Origin of the sequence: Steroidobacter flavus, assembly GCF_042651805.1 — a bacterium.
Classification (GTDB): Bacteria; Pseudomonadota; Gammaproteobacteria; order Steroidobacterales; family Steroidobacteraceae; genus Steroidobacter; species Steroidobacter flavus.
The window spans coordinates 177,994-192,890 of sequence record NZ_JBHSDU010000015.1 but is presented as its reverse complement, the minus strand read 5'-3'; the positions used below and the strand labels follow the sequence as shown (position 1 = coordinate 192,890).

At 63.4% G+C, this 14,897-nt stretch carries 12 protein-coding genes and 1 pseudogene; 3 read left to right on the top strand and 10 right to left on the bottom strand.

The features are described 5' to 3' along the window. Window positions 1-75: 75 nt before the first annotated feature. A complete protein-coding gene (locus tag ACFPN2_RS28685) occupies window positions 76-1,212 on the top strand; it encodes an adenylate/guanylate cyclase domain-containing protein (protein WP_380603101.1) in 1,137 nt (378 codons plus the stop codon). Between the two features lie 14 nt (window positions 1,213-1,226). Here the strand turns inward: ACFPN2_RS28685 and ACFPN2_RS28680 are convergent, their stop codons facing one another. The 6 genes from ACFPN2_RS28680 to gspC form a co-directional block, all read right to left on the bottom strand. After that, window positions 1,227-1,844 carry a UdgX family uracil-DNA binding protein gene (locus ACFPN2_RS28680; protein WP_380603099.1) on the bottom strand — a complete coding sequence of 206 codons (618 nt, stop codon included), beginning with the start codon at window positions 1,842-1,844 and terminating at the stop codon, window positions 1,227-1,229. A 74-nt stretch (window positions 1,845-1,918) separates the two neighbouring features. Continuing rightward, window positions 1,919-2,197, bottom strand: a complete 279-nt coding sequence (locus tag ACFPN2_RS28675; RefSeq protein ID WP_380603097.1) for a hypothetical protein — start codon at window positions 2,195-2,197, stop codon at window positions 1,919-1,921. A 146-nt stretch (window positions 2,198-2,343) separates the two neighbouring features. Next, the gene (gene gspF / locus ACFPN2_RS28670) at window positions 2,344-3,564 is read right to left on the bottom strand and encodes a type II secretion system inner membrane protein GspF (protein ID WP_380603095.1); all 1,221 of its coding nucleotides are present in this window, start codon (window positions 3,562-3,564) and stop codon (window positions 2,344-2,346) included. Between the two features lie 9 nt (window positions 3,565-3,573). Beyond that, entirely contained in the window at window positions 3,574-5,094 is a 1,521-nt protein-coding gene (gene gspE / locus ACFPN2_RS28665; protein ID WP_380603093.1) for a type II secretion system ATPase GspE, read from the bottom strand. 33 nt (window positions 5,095-5,127) lie between these two features. Continuing rightward, entirely contained in the window at window positions 5,128-7,281 is a 2,154-nt protein-coding gene (gene gspD / locus ACFPN2_RS28660) for a type II secretion system secretin GspD (protein WP_380603091.1), read from the bottom strand. 50 nt (window positions 7,282-7,331) lie between these two features. Beyond that, entirely contained in the window at window positions 7,332-8,300 is a 969-nt protein-coding gene (gene gspC, locus ACFPN2_RS28655) for a type II secretion system protein GspC (protein WP_380603089.1), read from the bottom strand. Window positions 8,301-8,762: 462 nt separating this feature from the next. Here gspC and clpS point away from each other — a divergent pair, with 462 nt between their 5' ends. Both clpS and clpA read left to right on the top strand, forming a co-directional pair. Beyond that, a complete protein-coding gene (clpS, locus tag ACFPN2_RS28650; protein WP_116810964.1) occupies window positions 8,763-9,080 on the top strand; it encodes an ATP-dependent Clp protease adapter ClpS in 318 nt (105 codons plus the stop codon). A gap of 122 nt (window positions 9,081-9,202) precedes the next feature. After that, window positions 9,203-11,491 (top strand): annotated as a pseudogene (gene clpA, locus ACFPN2_RS28645) (ATP-dependent Clp protease ATP-binding subunit ClpA). A 79-nt stretch (window positions 11,492-11,570) separates the two neighbouring features. Here clpA and infA read toward each other — a convergent pair. The 4 genes from infA to trxB all read right to left on the bottom strand — a co-directional run bounded on the left by infA (window position 11,571) and on the right by trxB (window position 14,842). Further along, window positions 11,571-11,789 carry a translation initiation factor IF-1 gene (infA, locus tag ACFPN2_RS28640; protein ID WP_116810962.1) on the bottom strand — a complete coding sequence of 73 codons (219 nt, stop codon included), beginning with the start codon at window positions 11,787-11,789 and terminating at the stop codon, window positions 11,571-11,573. 88 nt (window positions 11,790-11,877) lie between these two features. Continuing rightward, entirely contained in the window at window positions 11,878-12,618 is a 741-nt protein-coding gene (aat, locus tag ACFPN2_RS28635) for a leucyl/phenylalanyl-tRNA--protein transferase (RefSeq protein WP_380603086.1), read from the bottom strand. Between the two features lie 3 nt (window positions 12,619-12,621). Continuing rightward, window positions 12,622-13,767, bottom strand: a complete 1,146-nt coding sequence (locus ACFPN2_RS28630) for a GNAT family N-acetyltransferase (protein ID WP_380603084.1) — start codon at window positions 13,765-13,767, stop codon at window positions 12,622-12,624. Window positions 13,768-13,870: 103 nt separating this feature from the next. Further along, complete coding sequence (trxB, locus tag ACFPN2_RS28625) at window positions 13,871-14,842, bottom strand: thioredoxin-disulfide reductase (RefSeq protein ID WP_380603082.1); 972 nt, start codon at window positions 14,840-14,842, stop codon at window positions 13,871-13,873. Window positions 14,843-14,897: the final 55 nt, after the last annotated feature.

The following is a 14,897-nucleotide window of genomic DNA, read 5'->3' as shown; positions in this document are numbered from 1 at the left end:
ACATGCCCTGATCGAATTGCCGAAAACGATGGGCTACGAATGGGGACGAGCAGTGACCACGAGGAATTACGGACGATGTCCGCGACCCTGTCCGCGACGTACAGAACATTGTTGGTGAGCAGTTCCGAGAGCACCCGGGGGGTGCTCTCACGACTGCTCGATGCCTCCGATATCGGTATCGATGACATGGTCGAGCCGGACCAGGTCATCGCGAGCGTCGCGCGCCGCGCGCCCGATCTGATCGTGCTCGATGTGGAAGCCGATGCCACCGCACTCGCACGCGTCTCCGGCGTGCTCAAAGCGAATCCGACGACGTTGCTGGTGCCGCTGGTGGGCCTCGCGAAATCCTCCAAGCAGCGGCTGCTCGCCTTCGAAGCGGGCGTCGATGACTTCCTCACCCATCAAGTGCGCCGCGAAGAGTTTCTGGTCCGCGTGCGCTCGCTGCTCAAAGCGAGTGCGACGCGCCGGCAGCTGGCTGCCGAGCAGTTGGCCGAAGAGGTGAAGCGTCGCGAGCTGATTCGTGCGGCCTTCCGTCGTTACATTTCACCGAAGCTGGCCGATCAGATCCTCGCCAGCCCCGAACTGCTCGATACCATGTTCGCCGGCACGCACAAGCGCACGCAGGTCGCGGTGATGTTCGCCGACATGCGTGGCTTCACGGCGCTCTCGGAGCGGCTGAATCCCGAGCAGGTGGTCGAGCTGCTGAACGAATTTTTCAAGCTGCTCACCGAGATCACATTCGAATACGAAGGCACGGTGTTCAGCATGGCGGGCGACAGCTTGCTGGTCGGCTTCGGTGTGCCGGTCGCGCAGGAGGATGGCGCCGAGCGCTCGATCGTCGCGGCCAAGCAGATGCTGGAGAAGTTCTCAGAGCTCGCGCATCGCTGGAAGGATCGTTACGGTGTCGAGACCGGCCTCGGGATCGGCATCAACGTCGGCGAAGTGATCGCGGGCAACATCGGCTCGCCTGCATACATGAACTACACCATCATCGGTGACACGGTGAACGTCGCTTCGCGTCTGGGTCAGCGTGCGCGTGCCGGTGAGATGTTGTTCTCGGATGCGGTGAAGAACCTGCTCGATAAGCGCGGCGTCGATGTGGGCGCGATGCCCTTGCCGTCGTTGGTGTTGCGCGGCCGCTCGACGCCCATCGGCATTTTCTGCGTGCCGACCGCAACCGCCGAGCCCCGGGTCGACTTCCGTCCCAATTGATCGCGCATTGATCGTTAGGCCGGCGCGTATTGGCGCGCCAGCTGCAGATCTTTGACGAACTCCTCGAACGCGCTCTCGCGATCCTCATCGGGCACGCGCAACAGATAGGACGGGTGCACGGTCACAATCACGTCGGCCTCGACCTCACTGACCAACGACTGACCTTTGATGATGTGACCGCGACTCTTGCCGATCGCCGTCGCGCGCCCGAACACCGCGCGGGCCGCGGTGGCGCCCATCGCGATCACCAACTCCGGCGCGATCGCGCGCAGCTCGTTGTCGAGCCACTGCTGACTGCAGATGGAGATCTCCTGTTCGTTGGGTTTCTTGTGGATGCGACGTTTGCCGCGCGGCTCGAACTTGAAATGTTTGACCGCGTTGGTGACATACGTTTGTGCGCGCTCGACACCGGCTTGCGCCAGCGCGCGATCGAGTAGCTTGCCCGCAGGACCTACGAACGGTTTGCCCGTCAGGTCTTCACGGTCACCGGGTTGTTCACCGATCAGCACGATGCGCGCGGAGGCGCGCCCGGCACCGAAGACCGTTTGCGTGGCGTTCTTCCACAGCGGACAGGCACGGCAATGCTCAGCTTCTTTGCGCAGGGAGGCGATCGATGGCCGCGTGCGTCGCATAGCGAAAGCCAACGGTTGCACGATCGGACAGGTTCCGACGCAGGGTCGGAACGTCAGAGGAATGCGGGCAGCGGCTACTCTTCGTCGTCGAGCGAGGCGGCATCATCGTCCGCGCCATTGCCGTCCATGCCAATTTCGTAGTCGTCGAAATCGGACAGCTGCGCGGCGGTTTCGCGCTCCTCGCGAATGCGCTCGAGGCGCCGCCATGCCGGCTCGCCGGCTTTGGTGACGTTTTTCTTACGCTTGTCGATGTCGGCGATCAAATGATCGACATCGAGGTCCTCAGAGGACTCGACGGCACCGCCATCGTCCTCTTCTTCATCGAACTCTTCGGATTCCGGCTTCTCAGTCATCGACTGCGATCCCGCAAACTTGCCGCAGCGCCCCAGGGGTGTTTACGGCGCGAGTATATAGAGGGAAGGCGGGCCGCTCGCAATAGCGTCTTTGCCAATTCGGTGAACCAGGTCCGTCCGACACCGGCGCGCCCGCCGCGAGCGGCTTACTTGATCAAGGTGTTGAGCTGGAAAATCGGCAGCAACATGGCGAGCACGATCAGCAGCACCATGCCACCCATGAACAGGATCATCAGGGGCCCGAGCATGCCCACCACCGCGCTCAGGATGGAATTCATCTCGCGTTCCTGGTTGGTGGCCGCGCGGTCCAGCATGGTCTCCAGCTCGCCGCTGGACTCGCCGCTGGAGATGAGGTGGATCATCATCGGCGGAAATATTTTCGCCTGGCCCAACGATTTGCCGATCGGTGCGCCTTCGCGGACGCGGGTCGCCGCATCCTGAACGGCGTCGCGCATCGGCAGGTTCGTGACCACTTCGCCGGAGATGCGCAGCGCTTCCAACACTGGCACCGCACTCGAGGTCAACGTGGAGAAAGTGCGAGCGAAGCGCGCAGTATTCGAGCCGCGCACCACTTTGCCCACCAGCGGCAGACGCAGCAGCAGGGCATGAAAGCGACGCTTGGCGCCCGGATCGCGCAACCAGCGCTTGAACAGCCAGCCGACGCCAATGGCGCCCAGAATCAGCAGCCAGCCCCAGTCGCGTAAGAAATCCGAGATCGCGATCAAGATCTGCGTGAGCATGGGCAGCTCGGCCTTGGAGTTCTCAAACTGCTTGACGATCTTCGGCACCACGAACGTGAGCAGCAGCGCGACGATTGCAATACACACGAAGAACAACAGCACCGGATAGAGCATCGCGGTGATGGTGCTACTGCGCATCTGTTCGCGATTCTCGGTGTAGTCGGCCAGACGTTCGAGCACGGTGTCGAGATGTCCGGACTGCTCGCCCGCGGCGACGGTGGCGATATACAGCTCGGGGAACACGGTGGGGAAGTCGGAGAGGCCGTCCGCGAGCGTATGACCCTCCATGACTTTGGCGCGAACGGCCATGACGATGCTGCGAACTCGCGGCTTCTCGGTCTGCTCGGAGACCGCGGCAAGCGCCTCTTCCAAGGGCAGCCCGGATCGAACCAGCGTCGCGATCTGTCGCGTCAATAGCGAAAGGTCGCTCGCGGACACGCCGCTACCGATGGAGAAGCGGGCCTTCTGTTGCTTCTGCTGCTCGCGCTGGGTGACTTCGTTGACCGTGAGCGGCAACAGCGCCTGATCGCGTAGCAGTTGGCGAACCTGCCGTGCGGTATCGCCTTCCAGCACGCCTTTGCGTTCGCGACCTGTGGCATCGACCGCGGTGTATTCGAAAGCGCTCAAAGCGACTCCTCAATCCTCGCGCGTGACGCGCAGGACTTCCTCGAGCGTGGTCACGCCCGACAGCACTTTGGATCGGCCGTCGTCGCGGATGCTCGGCGTCAGCGTGCGCGCATAGCGCTCGAGCTCCTGCTCGCTTGCGCCGTCGTGAATCATGGTTCGCATGCTGTCATCGACCAGCACCAGCTCGTGGATGCCGGTTCGACCTTTGAAGCCGAGGGCCGCATCGGCGCCGGGACGATACAAAGTAGGCGAGGCCGCGCCTTCAGGCACGTTGAGCAGACGACGCTCATATTCGCCCGCGGCATACGATTCGCGCGTGTCCGGATTCAGCACGCGCACGAGGCGCTGCGCGAGCACGCCGATCAAGCTCGAGGACAAGAGGAAGGGCTCGACGCCCATATCACGTAGACGCGTGACCGCGCCGACCGCGGTGTTCGTGTGCAACGTCGAGAGCACCAAGTGACCGGTGAGCGAGGCCTGCACGGCGATGTGCGCCGTTTCCAGGTCGCGGATTTCGCCGATCATCACCACGTCCGGGTCTTGACGCAGGATGGCGCGCAGGCCGCGCGCGAAGGTCATCTCGACCTTGGTGTTCACCTGGGTCTGGCCGATGCCGTCGATGTAATACTCGATCGGATCTTCGACCGTGAGAATGTTTCGAGTGTTGTCGTTGATGCGCTCGAGCGCGGAGTACAGCGTCGTGGTCTTACCCGAACCGGTCGGGCCGGTGACCAGAATGATGCCGTGAGGCTTGTGGATCAGCTCATCGAGCAGCTTCTGCGTGCGCGGATCCATGCCGAGCGCATTTAGTTCGAGTCGACCCGCTTGTTTGTCGAGCAGGCGAAGCACGACGCGCTCGCCGTGACCGGCGGGAATCGTCGAGACACGAACGTCGACCGCGCGACCTGCGACACGCAGCGAGATACGACCGTCCTGGGGCAGACGCTTCTCGGCGATGTCGAGCTTCGACATGACCTTGATACGCGACACCACGAGCTGCGCGACGGCCCGCTTGGATTGCAGCACCTCGCGGAGCACGCCGTCGACGCGGAAGCGCACGACCAGACGATTCTCGAACGGCTCGATGTGAATATCGGAGGCGTTCTCGCGAACCGCCTGCGTGAGGATCGCGTTGATCAATTTGATGATCGGCGCCTGATCGTCGCTCTCGAGCAGGTCGGAGGGCTCGGGCAGATCCTGCGCGAGGTGGGCGAGGTCGGTGTCTTCCTCGACCCCGGCGCCTGCGACCTGCATGGCCGAGTTACCGCCTTCGTACTGCTGACGTAGCAGTTGATCGAATGCATCGGTATCCACGCGTCGCAATTGCAAGGGCACGCCGAGCACGCGTCGCACTTCGGCGATGGCGGCGGGCTGTGCGCCAGCGCGATAGACCGCTTCGGCGAATGTTTCATTGACCTTCTGCACCAGCACGCCGTGGCGCTTGCAGAACGTGAACGAAAGCATCCCCGCGGATGCCGGTGCGCTCGTCGCGCCACGCGCGACGACGGGAGTTTCAACTTGTGCGCTCATGACAACACCATGTCGTGAGAGAAAGGGCGCGGATCACTGCTTCGGTGGCGGTGACTGCTCCGGCAGAGGTTGAGTCTGCGCGGGCGGCGGGGCCTCGGGATTCGTGCCTGGTGCCGGAGCCTGCGCGCCCGCGGTCGGGTCGGCATACTTCGACAGCTCTTCGATGGGCGGCAACAGCGGCTGGCGTTCGCCCGGCAGCAACGTCACCTTGCCTTTCCTGTTCCCGCGCTGCAGCTGCTGATCGCGCAGTACGTTGTACTTGGCGCTGGTCGTGATCGCCGCGGCCACGCCGTCGCGCAGGATGGTCGGACGGATGAACACCATCAGATTGCGCTTTTCCTTCGAGCCGTTACGAGTCTTGAACAACTCACCGATGATCGGAATATTGCCGAGGATGGGCACGCGCGACTCGCCCTCGTTGGCGGACTCGGTGATCAAGCCGCCGAGCACGATCATGCCGCCGTCCTCGACCAGCACCGTGGTCGAGATGGTGCGCTTGTTGGTGATCAGATCGACCGCGCCGGTCACGCCCTGGGTGAGGTTGGAGTTTTCCTGTTCGATCTTCAGCTGGACCGCCGTGCCTTCGTTGATCTGCGGCGTGATCTTCAGAATGTTACCGACCTCTTCGCGCTGAATGGTCTGGAACGGATTCACCGAGCCCTGATTGGTGGTGCCGGTGTTGGTGTACTGACCGGTGATGAACGGCACTTCCTGCGCGACCTTGATCTCGGCCTCTTCGTTGTCGAGGGTCGTGATCGAGGGCGTCTGCAGAATGTTGCTGCTGCCATCGTTACGCAGCGCGCGTAACAGCACCGCGAAGTTCAGTCCACCGTCCTTGATCATGCCGGCGCCGAGCGTGAGGCCGGTCGGTAGCGACGCGCTCGTCGCGGTGTCCGGATTGATGATGGCGGAGGCGAGACTGCCGAGGCTGGTGCCGCCCACCGGCTGATTGAACGTGCCGATCGGAATGGTGCTGCCTTGTTCTTCGCTGTACACGGCCCAGTTCACGCCGAGCTCGGCGGCGCGCGACTGCGTGATCTCGACCAGAATCGCTTCGAGGTGCACCTGGGCGCGACGGATGTCCAGCCGGTCCACGACCGACATGATCTGACGCATCATCTTCGGCGCGGCCGTCACGACCAGCGCGTTGGTTTGTTTGTCGGCCCAGATCGTGGTGTTGCGATCTTGAGCGGCGGCCGGGCCCGCGGCGGCGGCGCCGGCACCCGGTGCACCCGGCGCGGCCTGCGTGACGCCCGTGACCTGTTCCTTCAGCTTGCCGGCGATCTGCTCGGCATCGGCGTAATTCAGATAGCGCACCTGGGTGTCGCCGCCGGCTTCGAGCGGCGTGTCCAGATGCATGACCAGGCCCTTCAAGCGCAGGCGCTGCGACTTCTCACCGGAGATCAGCACGCTGTTGGTGCGGTCATCGGCGACGAGCTTCGCCTGCAGGCCGGGGGCTTCGCCTTGCTGTTGCGCGCCCTGCGACAGCGCGTTCACGACACGCACGATTTCCGAGGCGCTCGCGTTCTCCAGGCGGATGATTTCAATTTCCTCATCGCCCGCCTGATCCAGGCGCTGCACGATGCGCATGATGCGCGCGATGTTATTGGCGCGGTCCGAGACGATCAGCATGTTGGAGGCGGGGTAGGCGACCAGGTGACCGTTCTGCGGAATCAAGGGACGCAACACCGGCACCAGCTGTGCGGCGTTGATGTTACGAACCGAGATCACCTGCGTGACCACTTCGTCCGAATTCGGATTGACGCTGGAGGGCAGGTCGTTGCCCGGAATCTGCCGCGCGTTCGCGTCGGGAAGAATCTTGATGTTGTCGCCGCTCGGCACCGCGATGAAGCCATGCACCTGCAGGATCGACAGGAACGTCTGATAGAACGCATCCGGCGTCATCGGCGTCGAGGAGCGGATGGTCACCTGCGCACGCACGCGCGGGTCGACGATGAAGGTCTTGCCCGTGATGGTCGCGACCGCATCGATGATCTCGGTCAGCTCGGCATCGCGGAAGGCCGGCGTGATGGTCGGCTGCTGCGAGGTGGGCTGCGGCGGTTGCTGCGCTGTCGCCGACATGCAGGTGAGCAGGCATGTCAGGGTGAGCGCGAGCAGGCCGGAGCGCTTGCCGCTGAGCACGCTCTGCGGCTTCCCTGCAGCTGGGTTGGTTGAAGAAATCGTCATGGACGGTCCTTGACTAGCAAAGGCGGACGTTCGTTCTTGGCGGCCACCGCTCATTCGGCGGGCGGCTGCGGTGTATTCGGGCGTTGTGTCGGGCGCGGCGGCTGGCCGCCACCATTGGCGCCATTGGCCCCGTTGGCATCGGGCACGTTGACCTGCGCCATGTTCAGCGACAGCTCCTGCGTCTGACCGTTGCGTTCCACGGTCACGTTGACCTGGCCGGCGCTGCCGATGGTGTTGAAGATCTCCATGCCGCGCTGGGGATCGTCCAGCGGCGTGCCGTTGATCGCGAGCACCAGATCGCCCGGCACCAGGCCCAGCTTGCTGAACTGCGCGCGGTTACGGCCCGGGTAGACGCGATAGCCCCGCTGGGCACCATTGGCGAACACCGGTTGCGGCCGGATGATTTCGGCAAAAGCACTGGGATTCGTCTCGGCCATGCGTCGCAGATTCTCAGCGACCGGATTCTGCTGGGGCGCCGGCGGGCGATTGATGACCAGCGCGGCCGAGTTGCGCTTCGGTAGCGCGAGCGCTTCGAGGTTGCCGCCGCGGTCCAGGATCACCTTATCGATGTAAACGGAGTGCAACTTGAGGCCCGGACGCACCAGGCTGCCAACCGCGAACACTTTCGCGCCCTGGGCGGACTCACCGATGATGGCGAGGCCCTTGCTCGGATCCTCGGAGGCGAACACCGCTGAGAGCACGAGATTCGCCTGCGTGGCCGGCGCATTGGCCGCATCGAGCGCGGCCGGGGCCGCGGCCACATCGAACAGATGCGCGTTCACGATGGCCTGAATGTCCACGCCACTGCGCACCGGCGCGACATTCATCGGCGGCGGCGCAGTGGGGGCTTGAGGTTGCGGCCCGCGATCCAACACTAGCCAGGTGAGCTGGACCAATTGCCAGGCGATCGCGATCACCAGCACCACCATCACGACCTGGGGCGCGGTACGCGACACCCGGTCGAGCCACTGCTGCGGCGTGAGGTCCTGAAATTCGTGCAATTTGGCAGACAGCGGCATCGTTCGAATACGCGATCTAAGTTAGACGACCAGTGTTGTCTTCCACCCTATTCGCAGCCGGCGGCAGATCAGTGCTGGCTACGGTGCGAGCTGCTCGTGGGCAGCCTGACACGACATGATACGGAGTGGCGTTAGTTTGTCACAAGAGATTGTTCCGATTGATGAAAACACTGTCGCAAATGCCCGAATCCGCAATCCCGGGCTGACAGCGGGGACCGACATCGCCCGGCGCGGGGTCGATGCCTTGAAATCGGCAGCAATCCGGGCACGCGGATCATAGTCTCCGGCTTTGGGTGGCGTCGTGACGCGACGCCGCGCCGACCGGGATCGAGGACCCCGGGCACCCGCTACTGATCGCCTTTGGACCGCGGCGGCGGGTCGAAGTGCGGTGCGTCGGATGCTGCCTTGTATTGTCCGAGGTTCCCCCCTATAAAGAGTGCGAACTGGTTGCGCGTTAAGTTGATGACGGAAGAGAGCACACGGCATGAGCGGGAACTGGTCACCGAGGAAGCCGAGCCCAAGCTCAAGCGGCCTCCGCTGTATCAGGTGGTCCTGCTGAACGACGATTACACGCCGATGGAATTCGTCGTGGACGTGCTGGAACGTATCTTCGGCATGGATCGCACGACCGCCACGCGCGTTATGCTTGAAGTGCATACCAAGGGCAAAGGGGTATGCGGCGTTTTCACGTTCGAAATCGCCGAGACCAAGGTCGCGCAGGTGACCACATATGCGCGTCAGCACCAGCATCCTCTGTTATGCACGATGGAAGAAACGTGAAGAGGTTCACCGCATCGAGCCGTGGCCCTGCCACGCTGGAAACCGACGGCGGCGGGGCCCCGAACCTCCGATCGAGGTGGCGGTCCACTCTTTAAGTTGTTTAGGTATTTGAGAGTCAGTCCGTGTTAAGCAGCGAACTCGAAATTTGTCTCAACGAGGCTTTCCAGTCGGCGCGCGAAGCGCGGCACGAGTTCATGACCGTGGAGCATCTGCTGCTCGCGATCGTGGACACGCCGAAAGTCCGGGAAATCCTCCGTGCCTGCGGCGCCGATGTAGCTCGGCTGCGCAAGGACCTGAAGGACTTCATCGATCAGACCACACCGCGGTTAAAGGATGATGACGATCGCGAGGTGCAGCCGACGCTGGGTTTCCAGCGCGTCCTGCAGCGCGCGGTGTTCCACGTCCAGTCCAGCGGCAAGAAGGAAGTGACCGCGGCCAATGTGCTCGTGGCCATTTTCAGCGAGAAGCACTCCCACGCGGCCTACCTGCTGTCCATGCAGGACGTGGCGCGCCTGGACGTCGTCAACTACATCTCCCACGGCCTGTCGAAGATCGCCGAGGACCGCCCCGATAAGGAAGAGTCGGCGCCGGGCACCGAGGCCGAGCGGGGCGAGCCCGATGGCGGCACCGCGCTCGAGAAGTTCACGACCAATCTGAACAAGCAGGCGCTGGAAGGGCGCATCGATCCGTTGATCGGTCGCAAGACCGAGATCGAGCGCACCGTCGAGATCCTGTGCCGTCGTCGCAAGAACAATCCGCTGTACGTCGGCGAAGCCGGCGTCGGCAAGACCGCGATCGCCGAAGGCCTCGCGCGCATGATCATCGAGGACAAGGTCCCCGAAGTGCTCTCCGACAGCACCGTGTACTCGCTCGACATGGGCGCCTTGATCGCCGGCACCAAGTACCGCGGCGATTTCGAGAAGCGCTAGAAGAGCGTGCTCAGCGAGCTGAAGAAGAATCCGGGCTCGATCCTGTTCATCGACGAGATCCACACCGTCATCGGCGCGGGCGCCGCCTCGGGCGGGGTGATGGATGCGTCCAATCTGATCAAGCCGGCGCTCGCGAACGGCGAGCTGCGCTGCATCGGCTCGACCACCTACAGTGAATACCGCGGCATCTTCGAGAAGGACCACGCGCTCGCGCGTCGCTTCCAGAAGATCGACATCGTCGAGCCGACGGTGCCCGAGACGATCGAGATCCTGAAGGGGCTGCGCTCGCGCTTCGAAGAGCATCACAACGTGAAGTACGCCGATGACGCGTTGGCGTCCGCGGCGGAGCTGGCCGCGCGCCACATCAACGATCGTCAGTTGCCCGACAAGGCCATCGACGTGATCGACGAGGCGGGTGCGCGTCTGCGCTTGAAGCCTGAAGGCGAGCGCGAGACGACGGTCACGACGCAGATGATCGAGGACGTGGTCGCGCGCATCGCGCGCATCCCGCCGAAGAATGTGTCGACCACCGACAAGGATGTGCTGAAGAACCTCGAGCGCAACTTGAAGCTGGTCATCTTCGGCCAGGACGCGGCGATCGACTCGCTCGCCTCGGCGATCAAGATGTCCCGCTCGGGCCTGGGCGATCAGCGCAAGCCGGTCGGCTCGTTCCTGTTCGCCGGTCCCACCGGCGTCGGCAAGACCGAGGTGACCCGTCAGCTCGCCATTGCCCTGGGCGTCGAGCTGATCCGCTTCGACATGTCCGAATACATGGAGCGGCACACGGTGTCGCGTCTGATCGGCGCGCCTCCGGGTTACGTGGGCTTCGATCAGGGCGGCCTGCTCACCGAAGCCATCAACAAGCATCCGCACTCGGTGCTGCTGCTCGATGAGATCGAGAAGGCGCATCCGGATGTGTTCAACCTGCTGCTGCAGGTCATGGATCACGGCACGCTCACCGACAACAACGGCCGCAAGGCGGACTTCCGCCACGTGGTCATTGTCATGACGACCAACGCCGGTGCGTTCGAGATGAACCGGCCGTCGATCGGCTTCACGCAGCAGGATCACGCCACCGACGGTATGGAGGCGATCAAGCGCATGTTCTCGCCGGAGTTCCGCAACCGCCTGGACGGCATCATCCAGTTCAACGGCCTGGATCCGCGCACCATTCAGCGCGTGGTCGACAAGTTGCTGGTGGAAGTCGAGGCGCAGCTCGAGCAGAAGGGCGTGCAGCTGCACATCGACGACAACGCGCGCGAGTGGATGGCCCGCAAGGGCTACGATCCGAAGATGGGCGCGCGGCCGATGGCGCGCGTGATTCAGGAAGCGATCAAGCGACCGCTGGCGGAGGAGCTACTGTTCGGTCGGCTGGTGGGCGGCGGTCACGCGTTCGTGACGGTCGGCCCGGACGACAAGCTCAAAGTGGAAGCCCGCGCGGATACCGAGCAGGCGCTGCTCGAAGTGGATCGGCAGTCGTAAGCGCTGCCGGTCATTTGCGGAGAGCGGGATATCGACAGCGCACGGATGCGTCTGTCCAACAGGTAGTCTTACTTGGGCGTCAGCGGCCGCGGTACACGATGCGGCCTTTGGTCAGATCGTAGGGCGTGAGCTCTACGGTGACCGCGTCGCCCGTCAGGATGCGGATATAGTTCTTGCGCATCTTTCCGGAGATGTGCGCAATCACGGTGTGGCCGTTATTCAGCTGCACCTTGAACGTGGTATTCGGCAGCGTGTCGATCACGCGGCCTTCCATCTGAATCGCATCTTCTTTCGACATGCACTCTCAAAGACTGTCCGGCAGGGCCCGCCGGCAAGGCGCGCGAATTGTGCATAAAGGCCCTAGCCATTGCAATTGACGCTGGACGTCATACGTCCCCGGGCGGTGCTTCGTTCCCGGCAAGAAGGGTGTCCTCGTTCCACAGACCCGGCTGGAAGGGGCCGCCGACATGCTCCCCGAGCACGGCGGTGAACTCCCCGCGGGGGATCATCTTGGCGCCCAGGCTCATCAGGTGCGGGGTCGACATCTGGCAGTCGATCATGTGAAAGCCGCGGCAAATGAGCTCCTCGCAGAGCCGTTTCAGCGCGACTTTGGAGGCATCTCGCTCCATGCTGAACATCGATTCGCCGAAGAACATGCCGCCGAGCGCGACCCCGTAGAGGCCGCCGACCAGGCGGTCATCGAGCCAGGTCTCCACCGAATGGGCGAAGCCCTGCTTGTGCAGCTTGATGTAGGCGGCGCGCATTTCCGGGGACAGCCAGGTGCCGCCGGGGCGCAGCTCGCTACTGCCGCAGGCGCGCACCACGTCGCGAAACGCGGTGTCGATGCGGGTGACAAAGCCGCGATTACGGCTCGATTTGAGCAGACTGCGCGACACCTTGAGCTGATCGGGCATCAGCACCGCGCGCGGGTCGGGACACCACCACAAAATGGGCTGGCCGCGCGAGTACCAGGGGAAGATGCCGCGGCGGTAGGCGGCGAGCAGTCGCGTCGGTGACAAGTCACCGCCGGCGGCGAGCAATCCATCGGGCTCGACCAATGCTCGGTCAACCGGCGGGAAAGCGTCCGGTGAATCGTGTTCCGACAGCCAGACAATCGAGCCGCGCATGGGTCAAGGCCCTCGGTGGTATGGCGTATGTTCCTCGACCTGCAGGATATATTGATCGATCGCCGCGCGCTCATCATTTAGATAGTGGTCGATCGCGCGCCGAAAGCGCGGGTCCGCGATCCAATGCGCCGACCAGGTCTCGGTGGGCTCGAAGCCGCGCGGCACCTTGTGCTCGCCTTGCGTGCCGGGCTCGAAATGCTTCAAGTTGTGCTCGATGCAGTACTCGATGCCCTGGTAATAACAGGTCTCGAAATGCAGGCTGTGATAGTTCGCGGCCGCGCCCCAATAGCGACCGTACAGCACCTCATCGCCACGAAAGAAAATCGCGGTGGCGATCGGCTCGCCCTGATATTCCGCCAGCTTGATCACGATCGACTCCGGCATCACCGCGGCGACGGCCTGAAAGAACTCGACGTTCAAATAATGCTCGTGACCGTGCGCTTCGAACGTTGCCGCGGAAAATCCGAACACGATATTCCATAGACGCGCATCCATCTCAGCCCCGGTCAGCGTGCGAAAGCTGACGCCGCCTTCGCTCACGCGCCGGCGTTCGCGCAATGCTTTCTTGCGCTTGTCGGAGCGGAACGTTGCGATGAAGTCATCGAATGTTTTGTAGCCGCGGTTGTGCCAGTGGAACTGACAGTCCTTGCGCCACGAGTAACCGGCATCGCTCAACGACGCGCGATCCTCCTCGGTCAGGAATAACAGGTGCGCGGAGGATAAGTGCTCGGCCTTCGCGTAGGTCAGCAACTCCGTGTTCAATCGCGTGCGCACGTCGGCGGGCGCATCGGGCGCGATGAGCAATCGCGGTCCCGTCGCCGGCGTGAACGGCGGCATGCTCACGAGTTTCGGGTAGTAGCGCAGACCCGCCTGATCGTAGGCGCGAGCCCAGCTGAAATCGAAAACGAATTCGCCCCACGAATGACTCTTGCGATACAGCGGCACGGCGCCGATGAGTCGATCGCCGTCTTCGAGCACCAGATGAGTGGGAAACCAGCCGGACGCCTTGCCGACGCAGCCGGTGCGCTCGAGCGCGAGCAGGAACTCGTGCCGCACGAACGGATTGCCGCCCAGCGCCAGCGCATTCCATTGCGCGGCGGGGAGGCGATCGATGCTCGTGATGAAACGCGCTTGCAGAGTCGCTGACATTGGCCCCGACCTTACCGATCAGCGAACCCAGCGGCCGGTCGCCGACACGACGGCCGAACGCGAGCGCCGCGAAGGCGAGGGCGCGTTAGCGCCCAATGCCTGCTCAAGCCTTGTGTTTGGCCGCATCGACTTGGTCGAGGTACTTGTCGGCATCGAGCGCCGCCATGCAGCCCGTGCCGGCCGAGGTAATCGCCTGGCGATACACATGATCGGCCACGTCGCCGGCGGCGAACACGCCCGGGATGCTCGTCTGCGTCGCGTTGCCGGCGATGCCGGACTTCACCACGAGGTAGCCGCCTTTCATTTCCAGCTGGCCTTCGAAGAGCTGCGTGTTGGGCGCATGGCCCACGGCGACGAACATGCCGGTGATCTCGAGATCCTTTTTCGGGCCGCCCGCGACCGGCGCGATGCGCACGCCGGTCACGCCACTGTCATCGCCGAGCACTTCATCGACGTGGTGATTCCACACGATCGACACCTTGCCGGCTTTCTCGCGCTCGAAGAGATGATCCTGCAGGATCTTCTCCGAACGCAGCTTGTCGCGGCGATGAACCAGCGTGACGTGCGAGGCGATGTTCGACAGATACAACGCTTCTTCGACCGCGGTGTTGCCGCCGCCGATGACCGCGACCTTTTGGTTCTTGAAGAAGAAGCCGTCGCAGGTGGCGCAGGCGGACACGCCGCGACCCCGGAAATTCTGCTCGGACTCGAGACCCAAGTACTTCGCGGTCGCGCCGGTCGCGATGATCAAGGCATCGCAGGTGTAACCGCCGCGATCGCCCTCCAAGCGAAACGGACGCTGCGACAGATCGACGCTATTGATGTGGTCGTTCACGACTTCGGTGTTGAAGCGCTCGGCGTGCTCGCGCATGCGCTCCATGAGCTTAGGTCCCGTGAGCCCGTGCGGATCGCCCGGCCAGTTGTCGACTTCGGTCGTGGTCATGAGCTGGCCGCCTTCCTCGAGCCCCGTCAGCAGCAGCGGCTTGCGATTGGCGCGAGCGGCGTAGACGGCGGCTGCGTAGCCTGCGGGGCCCGACCCCAGAATGATCAACCGGGAGTGGCGGGGAGTGCTCATGTATGATTCACCTTCACGATCCTTAAAGCGTCGACGCAAGAGTTCTGACAATCTG

Bases quoted from the DNA above. Each gene is read 5' to 3' on its own strand.
- ACFPN2_RS28685 (WP_380603101.1), top strand. From the start codon at position 76: ATGTCCGCGACCCTGTCCGCGACGTACAGAACATTGTTGGTGAGCAGT.
- trxB (WP_380603082.1), bottom strand. From the start codon at position 14,842: ATGAGCACTCCCCGCCACTCCCGGTTGATCATTCTGGGGTCGGGCCCC.
- gspC (WP_380603089.1), bottom strand. From the start codon at position 8,300: ATGCCGCTGTCTGCCAAATTGCACGAATTTCAGGACCTCACGCCGCAG.
- ACFPN2_RS28630 (WP_380603084.1), bottom strand. From the start codon at position 13,767: ATGTCAGCGACTCTGCAAGCGCGTTTCATCACGAGCATCGATCGCCTC.
- infA (WP_116810962.1), bottom strand. From the start codon at position 11,789: ATGTCGAAAGAAGATGCGATTCAGATGGAAGGCCGCGTGATCGACACG.
- aat (WP_380603086.1), bottom strand. From the start codon at position 12,618: ATGCGCGGCTCGATTGTCTGGCTGTCGGAACACGATTCACCGGACGCT.
- clpS (WP_116810964.1), top strand. From the start codon at position 8,763: ATGACGGAAGAGAGCACACGGCATGAGCGGGAACTGGTCACCGAGGAA.
- ACFPN2_RS28675 (WP_380603097.1), bottom strand. From the start codon at position 2,197: ATGACTGAGAAGCCGGAATCCGAAGAGTTCGATGAAGAAGAGGACGAT.
- gspD (WP_380603091.1), bottom strand. From the start codon at position 7,281: ATGACGATTTCTTCAACCAACCCAGCTGCAGGGAAGCCGCAGAGCGTG.
- gspE (WP_380603093.1), bottom strand. From the start codon at position 5,094: ATGAGCGCACAAGTTGAAACTCCCGTCGTCGCGCGTGGCGCGACGAGC.
- ACFPN2_RS28680 (WP_380603099.1), bottom strand. From the start codon at position 1,844: ATGCGACGCACGCGGCCATCGATCGCCTCCCTGCGCAAAGAAGCTGAG.